This is a genomic window from Psychrobacillus mangrovi (assembly GCF_037104765.1).
GTDB classification, from domain to species: Bacteria; Bacillota; Bacilli; order Bacillales_A; family Planococcaceae; genus Psychrobacillus; species Psychrobacillus mangrovi.
Genome location: NZ_JBAWSY010000024.1, coordinates 23596 through 45869 on the forward strand (window position 1 = coordinate 23596; position 22274 = coordinate 45869).

The following is a 22274-nucleotide window of genomic DNA, read 5'->3' on the forward strand; positions in this document are numbered from 1 at the left end:
TTACTATAACATGATGTACTTTATAAGATTAGTATAAAAGATAAAGTAGTAGTTAAGATTAGTGAGCAATATCTTCCATAATGGAGTAGGAAGGATAACAAATACCACGATTCAATGAAATGGAAGAGTGCCAACCGTGCTGATTCGAGAAAACGAATCCATGGGGTAATCAACTATGAAACACCACAGCAACGAGAAGATGCATGTCGCAAGGAAGTGGCATAGGTATAATAGGAAGGTTTTTTCGAGAATGCCGGATTGCCTATTCTCCTTTTCCTTCCAATTGTTCAGGAACGCAATCTATGGGTTCTACCTTCTTGTATCCAAAGAAAGCTTTTAAGAGCTGTCTTCCTCTTGACTGGTTTCTTTGAATACAGGACCATCCATGAATGGATGCCGTTTTGAGAAGGACTTAACTTTTTTGTGTCCAAGATATTGACTTGGATGCAGTAATTCTTATTCAACTAATGGATGCTTTAGTTAATCAAGACCATCGTATCGATGGTCTATTTGTGCGACGGGCAGTCGCATTGGGGGCTGACAAAGTCAGCTCCCTTCATTTTCGTTATACCGAGCTCAAAAATTGAACATCTATGGATAAAATTAGCAAATTTAATTTCACAAAAAAGTACATTTATTCCGTGAAGTTAACAAATAATAAATTAGATCGAAATATAGTTAAGGAGTGTTTTTGTGAAAAAAGTGATACTTTCTTTACTAGGCTTGTTCCTTATAGGTGTTGCCATTTTTTACGTTAATGACAGCAAGAATAGAAGCGTTTCGGCAGACCGTGGGCGAAAATTTTATGAAGAAGCAGGAATGATTATTTGGGATATTAAAACAAAGGAAAAGGTAGTGGCCTTGACATTTGACGATGGTCCACATAAAAAGTATACCACTGAAATTTTGGATTTACTCGCACAATACGATGCAAAAGGGACTTTTTTTATTGTTGGTGAACAAGCAGAAAAAAATCCGGAAATTGTATTACGAATGTACGAAGAGGGACATGAGTTAGCGAATCATACTTATACACACCCTTACAGTAGGAATGTTCCAAAGATCATGAAAGAAATTAAACAAACAAATGACACCATTTACAGCATAACAGGTTACGCGCCAACCCTATTTCGACCGGTCGAAGGACAATATACCGATGCCATGATTGAAGAAGTTGTAAAAGTTGGTTTTAAAGTTGTCATGTGGTCATGGCACCAAGATACCGAAGACTGGAAAAATCCTGGTGTAAATAAAATTGTGAATACGGTTTTAGAAGGAACAAAAGAAGGGGATGTTATTCTGTTCCATGATGGCGGTGGAAATAGAGCGCAGACCGTGAAAGCCTTAAATAAAATCTTACCAGAACTTCAAAATCAGGGTTATCAGTTTGTAACGATTAAAGATTTAATAAAGATAAAAATGCAGACGAATGAAAAGAAAAGTCGTGAAACGAACAGTGAATGAAGAAGACAAATAGAACAACTATAGAAGTTATTTAGAAAATCTGACTTTTAGGTTATTGTAACGTGGAAAGGTGGCTAGATTATTTGTCGCGATACTTAATTCACTTAATGACATTATTATTAATTTGGATTCTGTTACCTAATATGAAAATTTTTGCGGAAGATGTAGAGCCAACTAAAGAAGAGATATTGCAACAGCGAATGAGCTATTATCTTAGATATAACGATTACATTGTTCCCTGGTACTATATAGCTGCTATCGATCAATATGAGCGAAATATCCAAGATGTTCGTAATGATATTCCAAAGAGAGAAGGGATTGTGTCAATCCAATTTTCTGACGAATTTTGGTCTGGAGCACTAAATCCTCAAGTGAATGAAACATCCCCAATTGCCATTAATCATTTTGGCGGTTTGGGCCTAGATGGTAACGGTGATGGGTTGGCAAATATAAAAGATGATGCAGATGTATTGTTTTCCATGGTCTCTTACTTGAGCAAGTATGGACTGAGTAAAGATGATTATAAATTAGCTTTATGGGATTATTACAAAAATGAAACAGTCATAAACCAAATTGTAACTATTGCAATCCTATTTGAAAAATTTGGAACAATTGATTTAGATGCTCACACATTCCCAATTGAACTTGGATATCAGTATTCCTATGGTGGAACATGGGGCGCAAATCGAGGTTGGGGCGGACGAAGAATTCATGAAGGTACTGACATATTTGCAGACAATAGTACACCTGTTCTTTCTGCATCTTATGGTGTAGTAGAAGTTATCGGGTGGAACCAATTCGGTGGTTGGCGAATTGGAATTCGTGATAATCATAATTCTTATCATTACTATGCCCACCTTGCTAGGTTTCAGGAAGATTTGAAAGTTGGGGATATCGTAGAACCTGGACAAGTTATAGGATATGTAGGGAGTACGGGATATGGAAAAGAAGGTACCTCAGGTAAGTTTTCACCACATCTTCACTATGGAATCTATAAATTTAATGGTAAAACAGAACTAGCATTCGACCCTTATCCATTTCTTGTGAAATGGGAAAAAGAAGCGAAGCAAGCGAAAAGAAAAAAAGTAAAATATAAGTATTGAAATGAAACTAACGGTTGCTTAGTTAAAGATTAGGGGTTGCTTAGGCAACTCTTTTTTCTTATTCAACTAACGAAGTATCTTTAGCCTATATTGTTTTAACTATTACAATACTTGCTAATTCTTAATTAGGTCTTGTTGAACTAACGCAGAAGTTTAGTTTAATAAAAAATATCTAAAGGAAGTATTGAATGAAAAAAAAATGATGGATAATGCCTTGAATAAAGTTGTGAACCTGTATTAAGAAAGCATGAACTTAAAGGTTCATTACCTCTTTATCCAGAGCATCAAGTAGATCTCAGAAATTCATTGTGAAATGTTACACTTAAACTAACGGGGCAGCATTCCTGTTTGAAGGATTTGCGCCATCTTGAAAGTAAAAGAGCCCTTTTGTATGATGCTGAGTGTCAACGTGGAAATTGACCCATCATCAAACAGGAGGACTACTCTATGAATTCTAAGTGGAATGAAAAGCTAAATCAAGTGACTGAAAACACATTAATTGTCGGCATGGATATCGCCAAGAGTACTCATTACGCATGTTTCGTAGATGAACGAGGACGTGTGCTTGAGAAAGCTTTTGCCATACATCAATCCAGAGAAGGATTTGAAGCATTATATCAGAATGTTCTTCGAGCTATGAAAGTACATGAGAAAACAGATGTGATCGTTGGGATTGAACCTACCGGCCACTATTGGATGAACCTTGCCTATTTCTTGGATTCCTATGGAATCCCGCTTGTAATGGTCAACCCATTACACGTCAAGCGGTCAAAGGAACTGGATGATAATTTACAGACAAAGAACGATAAGAAAGATGCAGTGGTCATTGCTCGCCTCATGAAGGACGGCCGTTTCAGCTATCCCCGCATCCTAAAGGATATCGAGGCTGAGTTGCGGATTGGTTCTACCCTTCGCTCAAAATTAACAGAGGATTTGTCGAGTATCAAGAACCGGATTATTCGCTGGCTTGATCGATACTTTCCGGAGTTTACACAGGTCTATCCAACCTTCGGGAAGATGGCCTTCGCTACACTCGAGAAAACACCGTTGCCACAGGATATCGTAGGGAAGACAGCTGAAGAATTAGTCTTTCTCTACCGGCAGGTAGAGGGGATGAGGGCTCCGCAATTACCAAAGGCAAAACTTCTGGTAGATGTATCCACCCGATCTATCGGGTGGACGGAAGGATTGCAGATGGCACGTTTCGAAATCGCCACGCTCATCCGTCAGTACCGATTGTTAGAGGAAGAAATAGAAGAGGTAAATAGCCAATTAGCCGAGTTGGCTAAGTCTACAGAAGAGTACGTATATCTCTCTTCTGTACCTGGCTTAGGGGATGCCACGGTCGTTGATCTACTCTTTGTAGTCGGTAGCTTTTCACATTATGAGGATCCACGCCAACTCATCAAACTAGCGGGATTAACATTGCGTGAAAATTCATCCGGCCAACATCAGGGGCGAAAACAGATCTCTAAACGAGGCCGGAAGAGGTTAAGGAACGTTCTATTTAAAGTCATCGTTCCACTGGTCAGGCACAACGAAGCGTTTAAACGGCTTCATGAATACTACACGACTCGCCAACAAAATCCCCTACGGGGAAAACAATCGATGGTTGTGCTCTGCGGTAAATTACTAAAAGTGTTACATGGAATTTGTAAGAAGAAAGTTAATTTCAATAAGCATCATATGATGAACGATCTCCACTGTCTCGAAGTGGCATCGTAAGACATTCAAACCAATCAATCTATGACAAGAAGGATGACACGGAGAAGCCGGCACAGTACTAACACTAAGACCAAGAGTCCCTGGGGCAGCTTAGCTGGCCTCTGCCTTATGAATAGACCGAACGAAGGAATGTAAGCGCATTGACGCTAAGAGACATGGGAGGGTACGTCATCATAAGCATCGCAGAGATCCATTGTGCATCGAATAATGGGTAAGAAAAGCTAATGATTTCCATTAGTTTTAGCGAAGCGTACACTCATCTTGGTAATAAAAACAATAAATTCAAATCTATGTTTATAAGTTAGCAGAAAAATAATTTTCCTCACATCACGAAGTGATGTAAACCGTTGATACTTCAATGTTTATAGAGGGAGGTTAGTTTAATAAGAGATGGGGAGTTTTTATGTCGCATTTGACACAAAATGGGAAATAAATAAAAATGACGTCCACAAGTAGAGGACGTCTCTCTCAAAGTCATTTGGGTAATGGGCTTAAATGCTCGTGGATAAGAAGCCATTCATCGGTTTCTTTGACGAAGATATTTGTGGCTCTTCCACGACCACTTGCATATATTCCATCGATATAGCCTTCATAGAAATATGTAAGTTGCTGAGTCACTTCCGGTATATAGCCACTTCACATCTTGCGCTTGATAGTTTTCGTCCTGAACAATAGACCAAGCGTTTTCAAAGTATGTTTGTATTTCTTCGTTAGTCGTGCAATTTCGATCCGAGAAGAAATAAACAGCATTAGGATGAAGTATTTTTCTAACTTCTTCAAATATATGAGTATTTGTAGCTTTGATGTAATTGTGTAACACCTTCATTTTAAACACTCCTGTCGCCTTAATTACAATAATTGTAGCATAAATTTGTAAGGGTAATAGGAGTTGTTATTACACAGTTCGAACATAATTTGTAATAGAAGAGAAGGTGCCTGTTCAACTAACGGGTGCTTTAGTAAAAGAATTTTGGGTTGCCATAGGTAACTATTTTTCTTATTGAACTTACACAGCAGTTTAGTAGAAGAAGAGATTGAATAAACTTCTATTCCTTCTGTATAATAATTCATATAAACGGTCGTAAGAGGCTATCTATCTTTACTTTTGAGAGAAGTGGTTATGTGAGTTTGTATTTTGCTTATGTAATGGTAGGGCTTGCCATTGCAATGCCTGTAGGGGCAATTACTGTCGAAATGACAAAACAAGGATTAAAAAATGGATTTATACATGGATGGGCAGTAGGGTTAGGCGGTATGACAATTGATTGTGCTTTAATCATTTTGCTATCAACAGGACTTGCTTCTATCTTGGCGTTACCTATTATTCAAATTCCAATGTGGCTTATCGGAGCTGTGTTTTTATTGTACTTAGGTTACGATTCAATAAAAAATGCTGATAAAGATATCACATTATCAGGAGAAAGAGTAACAAAATCTTTTTTTAGCTCTTTTAAGAATGGTATTCTTGTGGCTGTATCCCCAGGTAATCTGGTTTTTTGGGTAAATGTATTTGGAGTAGTACTTGCAAAAAATTATGCAAGCAATGAAAGTCATTTTATCATTGTTGCATTAGGGATTTTAAGTGGAATATTGCTACATGATATTGGATTACTAACAATTATATCTATTACAAGAAAAGCACTAAATCGAAAAATGATTAAATGGCTAACAATAGTATCGGGGATTTTATTAATTGGTTTTGCAGGATATTTTGTTTATGAGTTTATTCAAAGTGTGAAGTTATACATATAATATTTTTTGAAAAAGTGATTGTTTCCATGACAATCACTTTTTCACTACCGGGTGCTTTAGTAAATCAAGAACATCATTTTTTTGATGGTCTATATTTTATCTAAAACATCAAGTAGATCGTAGCAATCCATTGTGAAATGTTACACTTAAACTAACGCAGCATTGTGGAATATATTTATGAAGAGGATGAATATGTTTCAGACATTAGATGGTTTCATTAAATTATGGGATAAATGTTAGTCTACATATTTGGGGTTATTCGTAATAATAATGAAATAATAACCTCCAATTGTAAATTAAAGACCTAAAAGGTGGAATAGAATGAATGCATTTTTGACAGTTATTCCAATTATACTTATAAGGTATGTTCTATTGAGTTTAATAGGTAAAGAGGGGCCTAAACGTGCAAGTTACTTTGCTCCATATTAGGAAAAGAAAAAGTGGGTTTCTGGATTTATCAAATTACGACCGCCTTTATTCTATTATTTTTATTACTATTCAAAATTAGAACTGACTCGGTTTGGTTTTATATCGGCTTAGGAGGGAGCATTGGGCTTTGATGATCCTGCAAAAGCTACTGGAACAGAAGATGAATAGTGGGCTGTAATTAAACGAGTGATTAAATTGGAAATAGGATTAATCAATTTGCAACACGTATTACTAGCCTGAGCTCATACTAAAAGCATTTTTCACTAATGAAAGTGAAAAGTGCTTTGGTTTAATCGTTAGCATCATCCGTTGAATCGTTTATTGAACCCTCATCCTGCATTTCTGGATCCTCATCTTCCTCTATTTTCTCTTTCTCATCGTTTGCTTCGTTTTCAATTCCTGTGTCATTTTCTCCATCATCTTCTAGCACTGGATCATTTACTTCAATATCCTCTACATCTGCATCGTCGTCACCACATGCACCTATAATAAGTAAAGAAGATAATGCTAGTGGTAAAGCAATCATTTTTCTTTTCATCATATTTACCTCCAGTATTATATTTAATATTTGTATACTTAGTCTATATGTACCTCAATTTTTAAGAACTAAACTCTTAAATTTAATTTCTCTTGGGATGGAGACTTTTCTATATGGGTAAACAAATAAAATAAGCATGCTGTATTCTTAGTTTTTTAATGCTTGAACCCAATTCAAGTTAGCAAAAGTACCACCATCAACACTTAAATCTATCAGCGGATTAGCAGTAGAACCGATTTATGATTTAAAAACCTGTATCTGGTTTTAACTTAGAAAGGAATTTTTAATGGAAATTATTTCATTATTAATTTTCGGTATAGGATTTATTGCTTTTGGGATTAGACACAATAAAAATATTCACTCAGAAGAAGGGTTTGGTTCAAGTGATTCTGTCATTCTTGAATTTATAACGAGTTGGATAGATAAATTACCATATTGGTTTACAAAAACAATTTATTTATTGATTGCGCTTGGGTGTCTGATTGGAAGTTACCTTACAAACTTTTAAAAGAGATTGTGAAGGATTTGTAGGTTTGAAATAAAGTAGCGATGTTTATAAAAAAGATACGATGTTTTGAATAAAGTTGTGCGTTTGTAAAAAAGTTGCGATGTTTTCCCCCTTTGGATATGTTTATCTAAAGGGGCATTATTATAATAAAAGGAATGAACATCTGAATTAAAAGGTGGATTAATGAATTTTTAATTGAAAATAAATTGTTCCCTTAAAGTGACAGTTTGTTGAAAAAGATGAAAAGCTATTAAGCAATCAAGAAGAAATCTCTAGGAGACATATATGATAAAATTAGGAAAAAGGTGGTTTGAGATATGAAAATCCATAAAATAGATCATGTCGGTATAATCGTCAATGATCTACTTGCAGCGAAAACGTTTTTTCTTGACTTTGGCCTTGAAATACTGGGGGAAGGAAAAGTGGAAGGCGAGTGGGTGGAGCGGATGGAGCGGATAATAGGGCTTCAAGACGTTAAAGGGGAAGTTGAAATGTTACGAACGCCAAACGGTGATGCAAATATAGAACTAGTATTGTTGCGAACGCCAGACGGTGAGACAAATATAGAACTAGTAAAATTTCACACGCCATCATATGAAAATGGCATACATCGTCCTTTAGCAAATACTCTGGGTATCCAGCATATTGCCTTTGCTGTTGAAGATATTGAAGCCCTTGTTACCAAATTGACAATGAAAGGCGCAGGACTTATTGGTGAGATACAAAACTACGAAAACGCTTATAAATTATGCTTCGTTCGTGGTCCAGAAGGAATTATTTTGGAGCTGGCTGAGGAAATCATATAAAATATCCAATCTTTTTTATCAAAACAGCAAACTCGTTGATATTAAAAGAAACCACTTTGAACAACCTTTTTCAAAATAGTTTCTTTACTTTGGCTGCTAAAGAAGGGTTGGTCCAATACTTTTACTCAAACTTTATTCAAAACCTACAGGATTTTACTTATACTAACGGGGCAGCATTCCTGTTTGAAAGTTATTCGAGGTCTTGCTGAAAAAAGAGCCCTCTAGTATGATGCTGAGTGTCAACGCACATTGACCCATCATCTACAAGGAGGACTCCTAAATGCATTCTAAAATGAATAACAAAATTAATCAAGTGACTGAAAATACACTCGTCGTTGGCATAGACATTGCGAAGCGTGTGCATTACGCCTGTTTTGTCGATGAACGAGGACGCGTGATAGAAAAAGCCTTTGCGGTACATCAATCAAAAGAAGGTTTCGAAAGTTTGTATGAAAAGATTCGATTAACGATGAAAGAAACTCAGAAGACAGAAGTAGTTGTTGGAATTGAACCTACGGGCCACTATTGGATGAATTTAGCATATTTCTTAGATCAATATGGAATTCCACTCGTCATGGTCAATCCAATGCACGTCAAACGTTCGAAAGAACTGGACGATAATTTACCGACCAAGCACGATAAAAAAGATGCGCTAGTCATCGCTCGTTTAGTGAAAGACGGACGTTTTAGTTATCCACGTTTATTAAAAGACATAGATGCTGAATTGCGTATTGGTTCTACCCTTCGTTCCAAATTAACGGAGGACTTATCAAGTATTAAAAATCGAATCATTCGTTGGTTGGATCGTTACTTTCCAGAGTTTACTCAAGTCTTTCCGTCTTTTGGGAAGATGGCACTTGCCACGCTGGAAAAGACTCCGTTGCCAAAGGATATTGAACGGAAAACCGCTGAACAGCTTGTTTTTCTCTACCGTCAGGTAGAGGGGATGAGAGTTCCACAGTTACCTAAAGCACAGCTTCTCATTGAGGCTGCGATAAACTCTATTGGACTGACAGAAGGAACAGAGATGGCCCGACGTGAAATCGCCACGCTCCTACGTCAGTATCGCTTATTAGAAAACGAAATTGAATCTTTAAACAATCAACTAGCCGAAATGGCTAAAATGACGATGGAATATGACCTACTTGCATCGGTTCCAGGTTTAGGAGATGCGACGATTGTGGATTTACTTTCAGAAGTAGGAAGCTTTTCACTTTATGAAAATCCACGCCAACTCATCAAACTAGCGGGATTAACATTACGTGAAAACTCATCTGGGCAGCATAAGGGGCAAAAACATATCTCCAAACGAGGAAGAAAGAGACTTAGATATATTCTTTTCAAAGTAATAGTACCACTCATTCGTCACAACGAAGCTTTCAAGCAACTTCATGAATATTACACAACACGCCAACAAAATCCCTTACGTGGAAAGCAATCAATGGTGGTACTGTGTGGTAAATTACTGAAGGTATTACATGGTATTTGTAAAAAGAAAGTACGTTTTAACGAGAAACATATGATGAAAGACCTCTACTGTCTCGCAGAGGCAGCGTAAACAAATTCTTTTCATCGAACTATTCCAAGAAGGATGACACGGAGAAGCCAGCAACATAACTAAACTTAGACCAAGAGTTCCCGGGGCAGCTTAGCAGGCCTCTGCCTTATGAATAGACCGAACGAAGGAATGTAAGCGCACTGACGCTAAGAGACATGGGAGGGTAAGTCGTCATAAGCATCGCAGAGATCCATTGTGCATCAAATAGTGGAGAAAAAAAACTAATGATTTTCATTAGTTTTAGCGAAGCGTACGCTCTATTTGGTAATAAAAACTATAAATTCAAATCTCTGTTTAGATAAGAGATGGAAAAATATTTTTCTTACATCACTGAAGTGATGAAAACCGTTGATATCTCAATGTTTATAGAGGGAGTTTAGTTAAAGAAAAATATGAAACTTTCCCTATGATAAAATTATTTCTAGATAAAGCGAGGATACCTTGAGAAATTTTGTTTTTAATAGAATAAGTAGGTGAATTCGCAGCAGTGCTGTTTAACTTGTGTTCAACAATCGGTCCATTTTCTTGAATAACAATTTAATGGAAATTGGATATTTATGATAAATAAGAAATATATGAAGATTAGCTAGATTCGTAATAAGACAACATAAAAAGGAGAAGGAGCTAATTAAATGATTAGAGTTGTATGTAAAGCCAAATTAATATCGGGTGTAAACGTTGAAGAATATTTAATAATGGCTAGAGAAGTTATTTCAAAAACCAGAAAAGAAAAAGGTTGTATAATGTACACTCTTCACGAAGATATCAATGATCCTACCATCCTTACTATGATTGAAGAATGGATGGATGAAGAGGCTTTAAATCAACACAATAAAAGTGAACATGTTTTAAAAATTGTTCCAGAGCTTAGAAAACTTCGAGAAAGTACAGAAATTAACATGTATAAAGAAGTAAAATAATTTTCGTAATCAATTGTTTCTAGTCTCTTGTTCTTCTTCAACTAAAAGGTGCTTTAGTTAAAATTTATGGGTTGCTTAGGCAACTCTTTTTTCTTATTGAACTAAGGCAGCAAGTTAGATGAAGAGTGTTGTTTTTATCTTTTGGTGGCCATTGCCAGAATGATGACTAGCCACTGGACCTATTGTTTGCTTCTATTAAAAATATTTTTCTTAATAATTAAATAGTTCTTAATCTCAAAGTTTAAATAAAACAGATTTGCTCTAATTTCAAACTCTTCCCTTGTCTTCGGCAATTCTGTTTCACGTATGGACTCTTCGTACTCCTCTAATTGCTTTAATGCAATAGTGGTATCTCCTGAATCAACATGTTTACTGATATTCAGAAAGATATTAGCAAGCATTCTTCTTTGTTTGATATTTAACTCTGATGAAGAAACAATGCTTACAATGGTTGCCATCTGTTTTAGAATTTCCAGTTGATCCTCGCGCATTTCAAAATAATAATAATCTTTATTTTCTTTTCTTAACAGATGATTTTCTACATCTTGTATAGTTATGCTTTTAGCCCGATTAAGGATATTTTCTACTTCGATCAATTCTTTTTTGTCCCAGTTTCGCTTACTATCCTTTAAAAATGCAGAGAATTCGTATAGGATTACGCTAAATTTATTTTCAATTTCTGTTTTATATTTTTCAATGTCTTTCTTAAAGCTTGGCATAATGCTGTTTACGAGTAAGGCAATTCCTATACCAATGAAAATAATATAAAGTTCATTCAATAAGTTTTCCAGGTTGGCTTCCCTTACTGTATAAATATGTAAAACGATAACAATGCTTGTGACCAAACCGTCCTGAATACGCGCTTTTATAAGGATTGGGACAAATAATAAGGTAAATAGAGTTAAGACGATTGGATGATATCCTAAAATTTCAAAACAGATGGAACCAAAAATTAAAGATAAAAGTGAAGCAAAAAACTTTTTCTGAATGGAATGCAATGTCTTTTTCTTTGTCTTCTCAATACACATAATGACGATTATGGCCGCAAATGATGCGAATTCCAAGTCGAGTAAACTCGCAATCCAAATTGCTAACCCTGCCCCTATTGCAGTTTTAATTGTCCGAAATCCCATTCCAACCATATGTACCATCCTATTCTTTTCATTATAAACAGTAGTTATTTATTAATTGTAACAGTAAATTATCGGGCCGTGAAAGCGCAGGTTCTTATTATGTATTGATACTTCACAATTTCCTCCAGAATAAATAATGTCACAGGAAGGTGGCATTTTCCTAACAAGAATACAACAAAAAGGGAGAAAACAAACGGAGGAGGTATTATAGTGAACCAACACCAAATCATATTTGCTCAGTATAATCCCAAGATTGCTGAACAAACAGTGGAAATGTGGCGGAATAGTAAGGAACTGGGGATTGGTCAGAAAGAAATTCATAGCCTAGAAAGTCACATATATTTTTTAAACCACATAATACCTGAACAGTTTCAAATAGATTTAGCGTTAATAGAAGAAAGAGTAGTTGGAATGATTACCTATAACGAAACGGAAATAAGTCAACTTTATGTTCACATAGATTATCAAGGAATTGGTATAGGTCAGACATTAAGTAAAAGCACAATCAAGCGGAAGATTAAAGCTATCAACATTTGAGGTAAATAAAAATGCACAACGATTTTATGAAAAAAATGGATTTAAAATTATTGAAAGAGGGAATGAAAATGAAGAAAACTTACCTGATATACAATATGAATGGAATTTCAAATGATGAGATAATCCGATGTGGAGTTAAAGAAAATAGTCTGCTGTCTTCACTTTTTTCATATTCACTAACGGGTGATTTAGTTGAACAAGACCATCACTTCGATGGTCTATTTTTTATCCAAAACATAAGTAGACCTCAGAAAACCATTGTGAAATATTGCACTTAAACTAACGGTGCAGGTTAGTTTAATAAAAAAAGTGGAGATTGAAGGTCCCATTTGACAAATATTGTGATACGGGTTTCCCAACTTAATTGGACTGTTATGTTGAAGATTAATAGACCTGTTTCCAAAAAATGTTTACTTATTTCTACGATCCATTCTTTCTATTTTTCTAGTTAATTGATCAATTTGCTTTTGCATACTTTCTATTTTTTTGGATTGGTCCGGTTGGTTTTGGGAGTTTTGATTATTTGTTTTTTCTAATTCTTGTAATGTAATCCCGGCAGCGATTGTCTGAATAGCATCACCCAATGTAGAAAGAGTCGTTCCAAGTAATGAGAGTCTAGCTGCATAAATTTCTGGTGATTCAGGATTATCCTCCGTTCGAAAATCATTCCCATTTTTCATTTTTACACACCCTTGATTTTATTATGCTTGCTGGCTTGCTAATTAAGTGTAAAAAAATAATTATATAACCTTAATTAATGATTATGGAAATTGACTTGTTTTTTTAGTTTTTCTATTTCAGAATTTAAATAGTCAAGTTGTTTCTGCACATTTTTATTTTCACTTTGTTCTTGTCGTTCTTCTTCTAATGCTAGAACAGCGGATATAGTGGATATCACTTCACCGACTGTCGATAATAGTTCGCCGACGACAGCAAGTTCAGCTGCACGAATAAATGAATTGGAATTTTGTTTATTTTTATTATTATTTTCACTATTGTTCATTTAGAAAGTAGCCTCCAATACGACTGAATTATTAAACAATGTCCTTGCTCTTGTAAATTTGTTGATTAAGATTCTTTACTTTTTCAGTTAAATTGCTAACTTGTTGAATCATATTTTTAAGGTCGTCTATTTTACCTTGTTGTTCATTATGATTTTCTTCTTCTGATGTAAGTATTATAGAGGTGGCAGAAATTGCATCGCAAATTGTAGTTATTAATGCCTCCATCACAGAACGTTGTACCGCGTGAATTTCTGTATCGGAATTTTGATTATTTTGATTGACACCTTCACCGATTGACAATATTGAGTATCCTCCTAATATAAAAAATTTAATAACTCAACATAATTGTATGCTTTGTAATAATTTATATGAAAAAGATTAAATTGAAAGAGGCAATGTTTGTATTCACTATCTTAGTGCTTTAACACTTTAAACGCTTCTGCAAATTTTTGTGCAAAAGATAGAGGAGACTCTACAGACTGAAAGTGAGCATATAAAATTGTTGGATTAGTAAAAATCCAGTGATTTTGAATAGCACTAACAATTAAATTATTTTTTACGAGTACTCATTATGAATGATGATAATTCCTCTCGAAGTATTACCACTTCACTAAAGTTAAGTGTAATCCCTTCGTAATCCAATGACTCAAAAGTTATTCCAGCAGGAAGTGCACTACGACTTTGGTGGTTTTGTATTGTAAGTGGAAAATTTCGCTCAAGCTCCACTGAACAAAGACCATTTTTCATATTTGCTTTACCATTAACAATTTGAACAAATTGGTTGCAAATACTCAGAAGGTCTTGCACAAAATACACCTCCTACTTTTTCATCATTTTATGAACTTAAAACAATTGTCTAGAACGTATTAATAGGAAGGAAAAATAAATGTACAGATTGCTAACATAATGTGTAATAGAAAAGATGGCCTTATTCAACTAAAGGATGCTTTAGTTAATCAAGACCATCAATTCGATGGTCTATTTTTTATGTCCAAAACATTAAGTAAATTTCGGTGATCAAATGAATTGGTTTTGTCACTATCTGTCCGCTTATTAAACACTCCTCATAAATTTATACCGATTGGACAAAATATGTTACGGGACCAGTGCTGCTAAAATAATAGCACTTCCCTATAAAAAACGAGGGAGTGAAATAGATGGCTGATATAAACAAACGGAAACGTGACAATTACGATACTGGCGAAGCAGTAGGAACTAGTGTAGGTGCTTTTAATGGGGATACCATGGCTTCTGCTCTTGATCCATTTGGTACTGTTGCTGTTTCTGGCAGAGCGTTGGACAACAAGGTGGGGGAAGGTACTGCTGATGACGATAAACATGGCTCTAAAACAAGAGATTAGAATTAAGTAAAGTCATCCTTTAACCGAAGGGTTATGGTATGCAGTGGATTTCCTGAATGGGGGTCCTTTTAGAGGACTTCTTATGTTTACAAATTACAAACTTGCTTTATCTATCGATAAAATCCGGTAGAAATGAGTAAAGTATTTGAAAGTACTTATCTTCAACTATCGGGTTCGATTGTTTAATAAGCGTCTCCTTTCTTATTCAACTAACGGGTGCTTTAGTTAAACAAGACCATCAATTTTGATGGTCTATTTTTTATCCATAACAACAAGTAGATCTCAGAAATCCATTGTGAAATGTTAAACTTAAACTCCTTTGAAAATTGATTATATAGAATAAAGGCAAGGCTGGTGCAATAACCAGTGTAGGGCTAACGGGGCAGCATTCCTGCTTGAAAGATGTTCAGTGTCATGCAGAAAAAAGAGTTCTCTAGTATGTTTTTGAGCGTCAACGACCATTGACCCATAATCTACTAGGAGGAGTCCTAAATGCATTTTAAAATGAATTACAAAATTAAACAAGTGATTGAAAATAGGCTCGTCGTTGGCATGGACATTGCAAAACGGGTTCATTACGCCTGCTTTATCGATGAACGAGGAAGCGTTATAGAAAACGCCTTTGCGGTACATCAATCAAAAGAGGGATACGAACTAGGGCAATCATCCAAACTTCATATGGTGTCAATTCTTCAGTACAAGTTCAAGAAGAAAAATAGCTACAAGAACAATAGTAAGAAAGACAAAAGAAGAGAGTGATATACACATTACGAACACTATAAAAACTTAAGGTTTTTAGGAAAAACTTACAAAAGCATGTCAGTATAAATCAAGTAAGATAACCAAAAATAATAAAAGGTTGGTGAATAATAAAAAGATTGGATTGTGATGAGATGAAAAATAAATATTTATCAATATTGGTCTTATTTTTAGTTGGTTTTATGTTTGTACTTAGCTTAAACTACAAGGCTTCAGCAGACAAAGATCGACGTTATTATGAAAAAACTGGAGAGGTGCTATGGGAAATTGATACGGAAGAAAAAGTAGTTGCTCTTACTTTTGACGATGGTCCGCACCCTAAATATACAACGGAAATATTAGATCTATTGGCTAAATACAATGCAAAAGCAACCTTTTTTATACTTGGTGAAAATGCAGCTAAAAAACCAGAGCTAATATTAAGACAACACAACGAAGGTCATGAAATCGCAAATCATACCTATACTCATCCTTTAAAAACATCCATAGCTAATTTAGAGTTAGAGTTAAAAAAAACAAATGATTTAATTTATAGTATAACAGGTAATTATCCAACACTCTTCAGGCCAGTGGAAGGGCATTATACAGACAGTATAATTCAAAGTGCGGTCAAAAATGGATACAAAGTTGTTATGTGGTCTTGGCATCAGGATACAGAAGATTGGAGAAACCCAGGTGTTCATCGAATTGAAAAAAAAGTGTTAAATGGAATACAACCAGGGAATGTAATTTTATTTCATGATGGTGGAGGGAACCGTCGTCAGACTGTTAAGGCTCTAGAGAAAATATTGCCCGAACTTCAAAAACAAGGGTATAAATTTGTAACTGTATCAGAACTAATTAAGTTGAAAAATGAAAGTGGTAAATAATTTCCCAATTACACTACATTTCATGAAGGGTAGTAATTTTATGAAGAGAAATGATTTAAAGTTGTGCTAAAAGAGCTTATTTCCATGGAATGTACCTTAGTTGTTAAATTTATTCCCTAAATTGAGTTTTATTTTAAGGTAATTGCCAATAGTATGTGACACAATTCGAATCTAAAGCGTCATACCATTGTGAAATGTTGCACTTAAACTAAGGAAGCAGTTTAGTTTAATAAATTTTTAAAGTACAATTAGGTTAATAATCTAACGTAGTATGATAAATCTTGATGTCCCCCAGTGATTTTTGTCATTCTGCGTATATAAAGGAGCAAAGCATTTTGCATAATAGTCCAATTTAACTTCCCTGTTTTTAAAGACAATTTAGAAATGGGGGATAAAATTGAAATCAAATCGTAATTTTCATTATTTAATAGTTGGTCAATCACTAGCAAATATAGGTGATGTTTTATACATTGTCAGTGTTATCAGCATTATTTACAGTTTAACTGAGTCAGCTACCGCATCAGCTTTCGTTCCGTTTACCATTACTTTTTCTATGTTTATTTCAAATGTTTTAACACCGCTGCTAATAGGTAAGTTTAATTTGAAACATTTATTAGTTGGTTCACAAATTGGAAAAACATTATTTTTATTTGGCTTAGGAATTTTTTTGATGATAGGGTTTGATTCAATTAACTTTATATTCATATTTGTAGTGATTTGTTTCATTGCTCTTCTTGATGGTTGTGCAAATCCAATAAGACAGACTTTAATTCCTTATTATGTTGAGGAGGACAGCTTAGTAAAAGCAAACGGAGTAGCAGAAACAGTTACTCAGTCTATCCAAATAGGGACTTGGTTTTTTGGGAGTATGCTGTTAATCGTATTCAATCCAAACCAACTTATCTGGCTGGTTACTGTACTATTTGTTTTTTCAAGCATGATCTTGAGTTTGATAAAAAATGTAGTGCACAGAGAAGAAAGACAAGAAAAAAAGTGGTCTCAATTAACAAAAGGATGGCAAACTATTAAACGGACTCCGTTATTAAAAACAGTGGTCTGTATGGAATTTTTTGAAACTATTGCTGGATCAGTTTGGATAGCAGCAATTATATTGGTCTATGTCGATCAGGCATTAAACGCACAAGAATATTGGTGGGGTTTTATTAATGCTGCTTTTTTTATAGGCTTAGTAGTGGGAAGTTTAATGTGCATTAAGTTTTCCTTATTTGTAGATAAAAAACGGCATGTTTTTATCATCATAGGAGCGTTTATGACATGCATTTTTACAGTTGTATTTGGATTGACTAGTTTCCCTATAATCGCAATGATTCTATCCACCTTAATAGGGCTTTTTGGACAATTGAAAAATATACCTCAACAAACATTGGTTCAAACAAGTGTACCCAAAGAACAATTAGCAACTGTTTATACTTCTCTTGGCACTATTGGAACAGGTACATTTGGAATTGCCTCACTAATAATGGGGATTCTTTCTGATTACTTCGGTGTACGTAGTATCTTTATTCTTTCTGGTATTTTACTTGCAATAGTTAGTATTATGGCTTTAAGGAATCAGAATTTGTTTAGGAAAACAATTGAGTTAGAATAATATCTTCAGAAAGAGAGAAGTGTTTATACTTCTCTCTTTTTTTTAGTTATGCGTGTGCAAACTTTAATAGAAGGAATTGCTTCGACAGAGAGTTTTTTACTAACGGATGTTTTATTTGAACAAGTGGCTGCCTGTAAAGGTAGTTTTTTTCCAATTGAACTAACACAGCAGGTTAGTTGAACAAGGAGGTATTTTCGGAGGGATGGCGAAGTAGGATAAGGTATTAAATTGTTGGGCATTTAAATTCGAATTTTGGAGGGGTAACTTGACAAAAAAGAATACTTTGTATACCTTTTTTTATTTGATTTTATTATTGTCGATTGTTGGTTGTACGAATAAAAATGTCGCTTCAGAAGATTTAGAGAAAGATATAATTAAATTAGAAAGTGAAGTTTTGATACTTAGTCAATCAATTGAAAAACAACAACAGTTACATGAAGAACAAGAGAAGAAATTAATGCTAAATGAATCGAAAATGGAAACACTTGAGGATTCCAATACAGTTCTGCATAATAACTTTCATGCTTTGAATGAACTGGTTAATCTTACAATAGACTCCAAAACTGCTATGCTAAATAATGCAGAGATTGATGGAGATAAACTAAATCTAAATATTACCTATACAGAGAAGATCGATGATCAGGACGCTCCTAATGGATTTCATTTGAAGGAGACAAAGGGAGGTACTCTAACCTTAAGTATTTCTAAAAATGTTCCGATTTATTTATTGAAGGATCCATCCTCAATAATTCAAGTAGAATGGGAAAAGGTTGTTACTCATAGAGGCTTACTACAAATTTACGAAAAGAATGGAAAAGTTGTTTTCATTTCTGAGATATATCTACCATAAATATTTTGTATAGGGTTGTTATTCAACTAACGAGTGCTTTACTTCAATAAGGAGTAGAGTCTTTTTTTACTAACAAAGCAGGTTACTTTAGAAGAATATTAAAATTTTTAAATAAAATTGATGGGAGATGAAGTCTTTGACAGAGGAGAGATACAGGTTAATTAAAGCTATATGTTTGATTGTAATTACCGGATATTTAGTTTTTTATATACCAAGGACGGTAGATGCTATACAAATTATTTCTAACAATCTGCACTTAATATGAAACTAATTTTTAATCTAATTTAAAATTTCCACTAACGGGTGCTTAGTTGAAGAACAGTGAGATGCTGAAGTTGAACAAGAAATGCGCTACAACTTGTCGAATACTTCCAAAAAGATAAAAATTTTAGGAATAGGGGGATAATGGTGAGAAAATTTTTGCTATTAATTTGTGGATTTACGCTTTTAACGGCTTGTTCTGAAGAATTAAATGGGAATGAAAGCCAGCTTGAAGAAAAGAATCTTAAACTTGCTGAACAATTAAATGAAAAAGAACAAAAGATTAAAGAATTAACTCAACGTATAGAGCAATTGAATGTACAGATTGATGATTCCAATATGGAAAAAGAACATTACGCTTTCGTGAGTAATAATTCAAGGGAGTTTGTTGAAGCACATACAACAGGGGATAAAGTTAAACTTCACCAGTTACTATCAGCAGACGTCGTTCTTGTAGAAAAAGAAAACAAATTATACGCTAGAATGAATAACTCTAATGGATATGAATGGCAATTATTTAATAAGGATGCCAAGGGTCAATTCGTTGATTGGGTAATCCAAGGATATGAGTATGATGGTAAAACGAATACATTTAATATAGCTATAAGGGAATTTTATCTTGATTCAAACGGAGAGCCTGAAAGTCCTCCAACATTCCTGTATTTAACTTTTAAAATGTATAACAATGAGTGGAAGATTAACAGTTTGGCATTTGACATGTAGAAATAGACACACTCTTATTCACAAACGAAGCAGTTTAGTTTTATAAGCATTTGGAAATTATTATCATTAGAAAACTTTATTAGGGAAGGTATTAAATTATGTGGAAAAATTACATTGCATTTGACGTGTAAAACAAAGTTAAAGGGCAATCATAATAGATCGCCCAAAAAGAAGATGTTATTAATTTGGAATTTTTACATGTAATGGGGGTGGAACAAGCCAGCCTTTGTTTTTATTAAGTCGTAAGAGCTTGGCGCCTATTTGTACTTTCTTCAGTTGGAATTGACCAAACATTAATGCTATATCTTCTCTAATACACATTGCCATAGCTTGACTACAAGCAACTAAACCAGCTGATGAATTCATAGAAAGTGCTGCACTAATTTCTGGATCATTAAATCTAGCGCCAACAGGAATTTCCTCTAGTCTAGCTTCTGGACGTTCTGGAGGTGCCGGAGGAAGTCCTATTCCATTAATTTTGAGTATTACTTCCAGTTGTTTGTTTTCATCTTGCATACACTCAATTGATTCATTGATGATTTTTGCTAAATCTTCGTCGCCAGTGTGATTAACGAATGTTTGATATGCGGCTATTAGACCGTTGTTTGTTGCAATATTCGTCCAAATAGAAAACACTTCACCATAATGTAATGGTTCATCTTTTGGATTTCCACTTAATATTCCCACAATTGCACTCCTCGCCTTTTCATAATATTTTCATTCTAAATATATGTTGTGCGAAAATTTAAAGATTATCCATTTATTATGTGAAATTAAAGATATTAACACAAAAAAGACAAGAACCAACATCAGACTTACCCGCCTTATTTGGCCATGTGTGTAACCAGCAATCCCAAGGATAATTTCCCAAACATCAATTCGATGTTTTATGTCCAAAACAAAGTAAATTAAGGTGATCACGTGTGGAATGTTACACACAACTAACAGAGCGGGTTAGTTTAAGAAGGAAATAATGAATGTAATGAAGAATGGTAGAAGACAAGAGGTGTTTTTATGTTAAAAAAAACAGTGAGATTTTGAGTAAGAAAGTAATTAGAATTTTAATCATATTAATTGTGCTTATTTGTGTGGTTCTCTTTGGAGGGTATCTAAAAATAGAAAACACTAAAACTGAATATGAAAACAGAGTGACTAGTTATCTAGTGGATGAAAAGGGATATGAAAATAAAGATATAAAATCTGTTGATGGAATTTATGGAGTAAAATTGCCTCCATATTATGTAGTTGTAGTTTTTGAAGATGAACCGTATGTAAAATATATTTATTTTGCTCATGATGATGTTAAACAATTTGAGTATATTCTCACAAATGAGGCGATAGAGATGAATTTTAATAAATCTAAATTAAAAAATTATGATCCTCTTAGTGAAATTGATAAATATATAATAGAATAATTCCATATACCCTAGCTTGAAAATGAAATGTGTCTAGAATAACAAAAGAACGGGTAAAGAATACTTAGTTGAAGCAAATAGGAGGTAATTTTTAAAAGCGGCTGAAGTTGTTGAAGATTTAAAAGTGAAAGGTTATACAACTGACGAAATTTCAGTTATTGCTAAAAATACAAAAGAACTATCTGAAATCACACAGGAAGTAAAACCCTCCACTAAGGATGGAGCTATTGCTGGAGCTGTAACTGGAGGAGCAATTGGCATAGCGGGCGTGATAGCAGGGTTATCCACTGTATTGATTCCCGGATTTGGCGCAGTGTTGGCTGCAGGTCCTATAATTACAACAATTGGAGGAGCGGTGGTAGGGGCAAACTCTGGTGCTGGCGGATTAAAGCATGCTCTTATGGAAATTGGAGTCCCAGATGATGAAGCTGAACGCTATTCTTATGACGCTCAGGATGGTAAAATCCTAGTATTTCTTCATCCCAAAGAGTGAGGGCGGATTGAATGGACCGATGTTTGTATAAATAACACGCAATGATTTTAGCTAATAGTCGCTAAAACACTTGATGTAATAGTTTTTCTTGGGAATTGACTCATGATGGACTACAATATTGATAAAAAAACACCTGGTTTATACGATTGGATATGTGCCGGTATTATTTAGTTGGGGTTTCGGTAACCTTATTCGGACCAAGGCTAAAAAAATTCTTCAAGTAGCGGGTGCTGTAGTTAAACAAGACCATCGTTTTGGTGCTGCGCCCCAAAAGTTAGAGTAATAAATCTAACCTTTGGGGTGTTTTTATATGGCGAAATATAGCCAAGGTTTTAAATTAAAGATTGTTCAAGAGTATTTAAAAGGACACCTGGGATACTTATTATTAGCACAAAAACATGGTATTCCATCTTCAACGCCAATCAAACATTGGGTTAGGGCTTATAAAGCTTTTGGA

The 22274-nt window shown here is 34.6% G+C and carries 25 protein-coding genes and 3 pseudogenes; 19 read left to right on the forward strand and 9 right to left on the reverse strand.

Annotated features, from left to right (window positions below; translation table 11 throughout):
- The first annotated feature begins 693 nt into the window (after positions 1-693).
- The 3 genes from WAX74_RS18800 to WAX74_RS18810 all read left to right on the forward strand — a co-directional run bounded on the left by WAX74_RS18800 (position 694) and on the right by WAX74_RS18810 (position 4292).
- Positions 694-1464 carry a polysaccharide deacetylase family protein gene (locus tag WAX74_RS18800; RefSeq protein ID WP_413788997.1) on the forward strand — a complete coding sequence of 257 codons (771 nt, stop codon included), beginning with the start codon at positions 694-696 and terminating at the stop codon, positions 1462-1464.
- 107 nt (positions 1465-1571) lie between these two features.
- Positions 1572-2567, forward strand: coding sequence for a M23 family metallopeptidase (locus tag WAX74_RS18805; RefSeq protein ID WP_413788998.1), 996 nt, complete (start codon positions 1572-1574; stop codon positions 2565-2567).
- Positions 2568-3014: 447 nt separating this feature from the next.
- Positions 3015-4292, forward strand: coding sequence for an IS110 family RNA-guided transposase (locus WAX74_RS18810; protein WP_336499201.1), 1278 nt, complete (start codon positions 3015-3017; stop codon positions 4290-4292).
- 474 nt (positions 4293-4766) lie between these two features.
- Here the strand turns inward: WAX74_RS18810 and WAX74_RS18815 are convergent.
- Positions 4767-5118: pseudogene (locus WAX74_RS18815) on the reverse strand (YybH family protein).
- A 296-nt stretch (positions 5119-5414) separates the two neighbouring features.
- On the opposite strand from WAX74_RS18815, the gene WAX74_RS18820 reads away from it, so the two are divergent.
- Positions 5415-6044: a LysE family transporter gene (locus WAX74_RS18820; RefSeq protein WP_336499202.1), complete on the forward strand. Its 630-nt coding sequence runs from the start codon at positions 5415-5417 to the stop codon at positions 6042-6044.
- A gap of 718 nt (positions 6045-6762) precedes the next feature.
- On the opposite strand, the gene WAX74_RS18825 is transcribed toward WAX74_RS18820, so the two are convergent.
- The gene (locus tag WAX74_RS18825) at positions 6763-7014 is read right to left on the reverse strand and encodes a hypothetical protein (protein WP_336499203.1); all 252 of its coding nucleotides are present in this window, start codon (positions 7012-7014) and stop codon (positions 6763-6765) included.
- 283 nt (positions 7015-7297) lie between these two features.
- Here WAX74_RS18825 and WAX74_RS18830 point away from each other — a divergent pair, with 283 nt between their 5' ends.
- The 4 genes from WAX74_RS18830 (at position 7298) to WAX74_RS18845 (ending at position 10803) form a co-directional block, all read left to right on the forward strand.
- On the forward strand, positions 7298-7519 hold the full coding sequence (locus WAX74_RS18830) for a hypothetical protein (protein ID WP_336499204.1): 222 nt from the start codon (positions 7298-7300) through the stop codon (positions 7517-7519).
- A 317-nt stretch (positions 7520-7836) separates the two neighbouring features.
- A complete protein-coding gene (locus tag WAX74_RS18835; RefSeq protein WP_336499205.1) occupies positions 7837-8325 on the forward strand; it encodes a VOC family protein in 489 nt (162 codons plus the stop codon).
- 280 nt (positions 8326-8605) lie between these two features.
- A complete protein-coding gene (locus tag WAX74_RS18840; protein ID WP_336499206.1) occupies positions 8606-9883 on the forward strand; it encodes an IS110 family RNA-guided transposase in 1278 nt (425 codons plus the stop codon).
- Between the two features lie 632 nt (positions 9884-10515).
- The gene (locus WAX74_RS18845; protein WP_336499207.1) at positions 10516-10803 is read left to right on the forward strand and encodes a putative quinol monooxygenase; all 288 of its coding nucleotides are present in this window, start codon (positions 10516-10518) and stop codon (positions 10801-10803) included.
- A 179-nt stretch (positions 10804-10982) separates the two neighbouring features.
- Here WAX74_RS18845 and WAX74_RS18850 read toward each other — a convergent pair whose 3' ends face one another.
- Positions 10983-11945, reverse strand: coding sequence for an aromatic acid exporter family protein (locus WAX74_RS18850; protein WP_336499208.1), 963 nt, complete (start codon positions 11943-11945; stop codon positions 10983-10985).
- A 201-nt stretch (positions 11946-12146) separates the two neighbouring features.
- Here WAX74_RS18850 and WAX74_RS18855 point away from each other — a divergent pair.
- Positions 12147-12588: pseudogene (locus WAX74_RS18855) on the forward strand (GNAT family N-acetyltransferase).
- Positions 12589-12883: 295 nt separating this feature from the next.
- Here the strand turns inward: WAX74_RS18855 and WAX74_RS18860 are convergent.
- The 5 genes from WAX74_RS18860 to WAX74_RS18880 all read right to left on the reverse strand — a co-directional run bounded on the left by WAX74_RS18860 (position 12884) and on the right by WAX74_RS18880 (position 14284).
- Positions 12884-13153, reverse strand: a complete 270-nt coding sequence (locus WAX74_RS18860; protein ID WP_336499209.1) for a translation initiation factor 2 — start codon at positions 13151-13153, stop codon at positions 12884-12886.
- Positions 13154-13227: 74 nt separating this feature from the next.
- Entirely contained in the window at positions 13228-13476 is a 249-nt protein-coding gene (locus WAX74_RS18865; RefSeq protein WP_336499210.1) for a hypothetical protein, read from the reverse strand.
- 31 nt (positions 13477-13507) lie between these two features.
- Positions 13508-13777, reverse strand: coding sequence for a hypothetical protein (locus tag WAX74_RS18870; RefSeq protein ID WP_336499211.1), 270 nt, complete (start codon positions 13775-13777; stop codon positions 13508-13510).
- A 113-nt stretch (positions 13778-13890) separates the two neighbouring features.
- The gene (locus tag WAX74_RS18875) at positions 13891-14022 is read right to left on the reverse strand and encodes a DUF1259 domain-containing protein (protein ID WP_336499226.1); all 132 of its coding nucleotides are present in this window, start codon (positions 14020-14022) and stop codon (positions 13891-13893) included.
- A 4-nt stretch (positions 14023-14026) separates the two neighbouring features.
- Positions 14027-14284 (reverse strand): DUF1259 domain-containing protein, encoded by a 258-nt coding sequence (locus tag WAX74_RS18880; RefSeq protein ID WP_336499212.1) that lies wholly within the window; start codon positions 14282-14284, stop codon positions 14027-14029.
- Between the two features lie 350 nt (positions 14285-14634).
- On the opposite strand from WAX74_RS18880, the gene WAX74_RS18885 reads away from it, so the two are divergent.
- The 7 genes and pseudogenes from WAX74_RS18885 (at position 14635) to WAX74_RS18915 (ending at position 19909) form a co-directional block, all read left to right on the forward strand.
- Positions 14635-14838, forward strand: a complete 204-nt coding sequence (locus WAX74_RS18885) for a hypothetical protein (RefSeq protein WP_336499213.1) — start codon at positions 14635-14637, stop codon at positions 14836-14838.
- Between the two features lie 492 nt (positions 14839-15330).
- Positions 15331-15492 (forward strand): annotated as a pseudogene (locus tag WAX74_RS18890) (IS110 family transposase); the annotation flags it as partial.
- Between the two features lie 239 nt (positions 15493-15731).
- The gene (locus tag WAX74_RS18895; protein WP_336499214.1) at positions 15732-16466 is read left to right on the forward strand and encodes a polysaccharide deacetylase family protein; all 735 of its coding nucleotides are present in this window, start codon (positions 15732-15734) and stop codon (positions 16464-16466) included.
- Between the two features lie 397 nt (positions 16467-16863).
- On the forward strand, positions 16864-18075 hold the full coding sequence (locus tag WAX74_RS18900; RefSeq protein WP_336499215.1) for an MFS transporter: 1212 nt from the start codon (positions 16864-16866) through the stop codon (positions 18073-18075).
- A 48-nt stretch (positions 18076-18123) separates the two neighbouring features.
- Entirely contained in the window at positions 18124-18255 is a 132-nt protein-coding gene (locus WAX74_RS18905) for a hypothetical protein (protein ID WP_336499216.1), read from the forward strand.
- Between the two features lie 85 nt (positions 18256-18340).
- Positions 18341-18925: a hypothetical protein gene (locus tag WAX74_RS18910; RefSeq protein WP_336499217.1), complete on the forward strand. Its 585-nt coding sequence runs from the start codon at positions 18341-18343 to the stop codon at positions 18923-18925.
- A 405-nt stretch (positions 18926-19330) separates the two neighbouring features.
- Complete coding sequence (locus WAX74_RS18915; RefSeq protein WP_336499218.1) at positions 19331-19909, forward strand: hypothetical protein; 579 nt, start codon at positions 19331-19333, stop codon at positions 19907-19909.
- Between the two features lie 180 nt (positions 19910-20089).
- Here the strand turns inward: WAX74_RS18915 and WAX74_RS18920 are convergent, their stop codons facing one another.
- Positions 20090-20596 carry a DUF3231 family protein gene (locus WAX74_RS18920; protein ID WP_336499219.1) on the reverse strand — a complete coding sequence of 169 codons (507 nt, stop codon included), beginning with the start codon at positions 20594-20596 and terminating at the stop codon, positions 20090-20092.
- A gap of 302 nt (positions 20597-20898) precedes the next feature.
- Here WAX74_RS18920 and WAX74_RS18925 point away from each other — a divergent pair, with 302 nt between their 5' ends.
- The 3 genes from WAX74_RS18925 to WAX74_RS21075 all read left to right on the forward strand — a co-directional run.
- Complete coding sequence (locus tag WAX74_RS18925; protein WP_336499220.1) at positions 20899-21324, forward strand: DUF3139 domain-containing protein; 426 nt, start codon at positions 20899-20901, stop codon at positions 21322-21324.
- A 124-nt stretch (positions 21325-21448) separates the two neighbouring features.
- Complete coding sequence (locus WAX74_RS18930) at positions 21449-21817, forward strand: general stress protein (protein ID WP_336499221.1); 369 nt, start codon at positions 21449-21451, stop codon at positions 21815-21817.
- Positions 21818-22127: 310 nt separating this feature from the next.
- Positions 22128-22274: transposase (locus WAX74_RS21075; protein ID WP_413788989.1), on the forward strand; the 147-nt coding region annotated here is incomplete at its 3' end.

Coding starts and splice junctions, on each gene's coding strand:
- WAX74_RS18925 (WP_336499220.1), top strand. CDS start 20,899: ATGGTAGAAGACAAGAGGTGTTTTTATGTTAAAAAAAACAGTGAGATT.
- WAX74_RS18830 (WP_336499204.1), top strand. CDS start 7,298: ATGGAAATTATTTCATTATTAATTTTCGGTATAGGATTTATTGCTTTT.
- WAX74_RS18805 (WP_413788998.1), top strand. CDS start 1,572: ATGACATTATTATTAATTTGGATTCTGTTACCTAATATGAAAATTTTT.
- WAX74_RS18885 (WP_336499213.1), top strand. CDS start 14,635: ATGGCTGATATAAACAAACGGAAACGTGACAATTACGATACTGGCGAA.
- WAX74_RS18865 (WP_336499210.1), bottom strand. CDS start 13,476: ATGAACAATAGTGAAAATAATAATAAAAATAAACAAAATTCCAATTCA.
- WAX74_RS18850 (WP_336499208.1), bottom strand. CDS start 11,945: ATGGTTGGAATGGGATTTCGGACAATTAAAACTGCAATAGGGGCAGGG.
- WAX74_RS18810 (WP_336499201.1), top strand. CDS start 3,015: ATGAATTCTAAGTGGAATGAAAAGCTAAATCAAGTGACTGAAAACACA.
- WAX74_RS18905 (WP_336499216.1), top strand. CDS start 18,124: ATGCGTGTGCAAACTTTAATAGAAGGAATTGCTTCGACAGAGAGTTTT.
- WAX74_RS18895 (WP_336499214.1), top strand. CDS start 15,732: ATGAAAAATAAATATTTATCAATATTGGTCTTATTTTTAGTTGGTTTT.
- WAX74_RS18835 (WP_336499205.1), top strand. CDS start 7,837: ATGAAAATCCATAAAATAGATCATGTCGGTATAATCGTCAATGATCTA.
- WAX74_RS18840 (WP_336499206.1), top strand. CDS start 8,606: ATGCATTCTAAAATGAATAACAAAATTAATCAAGTGACTGAAAATACA.
- WAX74_RS18845 (WP_336499207.1), top strand. CDS start 10,516: ATGATTAGAGTTGTATGTAAAGCCAAATTAATATCGGGTGTAAACGTT.
- WAX74_RS18915 (WP_336499218.1), top strand. CDS start 19,331: ATGGTGAGAAAATTTTTGCTATTAATTTGTGGATTTACGCTTTTAACG.
- WAX74_RS18825 (WP_336499203.1), bottom strand. CDS start 7,014: ATGATGAAAAGAAAAATGATTGCTTTACCACTAGCATTATCTTCTTTA.
- WAX74_RS18860 (WP_336499209.1), bottom strand. CDS start 13,153: ATGAAAAATGGGAATGATTTTCGAACGGAGGATAATCCTGAATCACCA.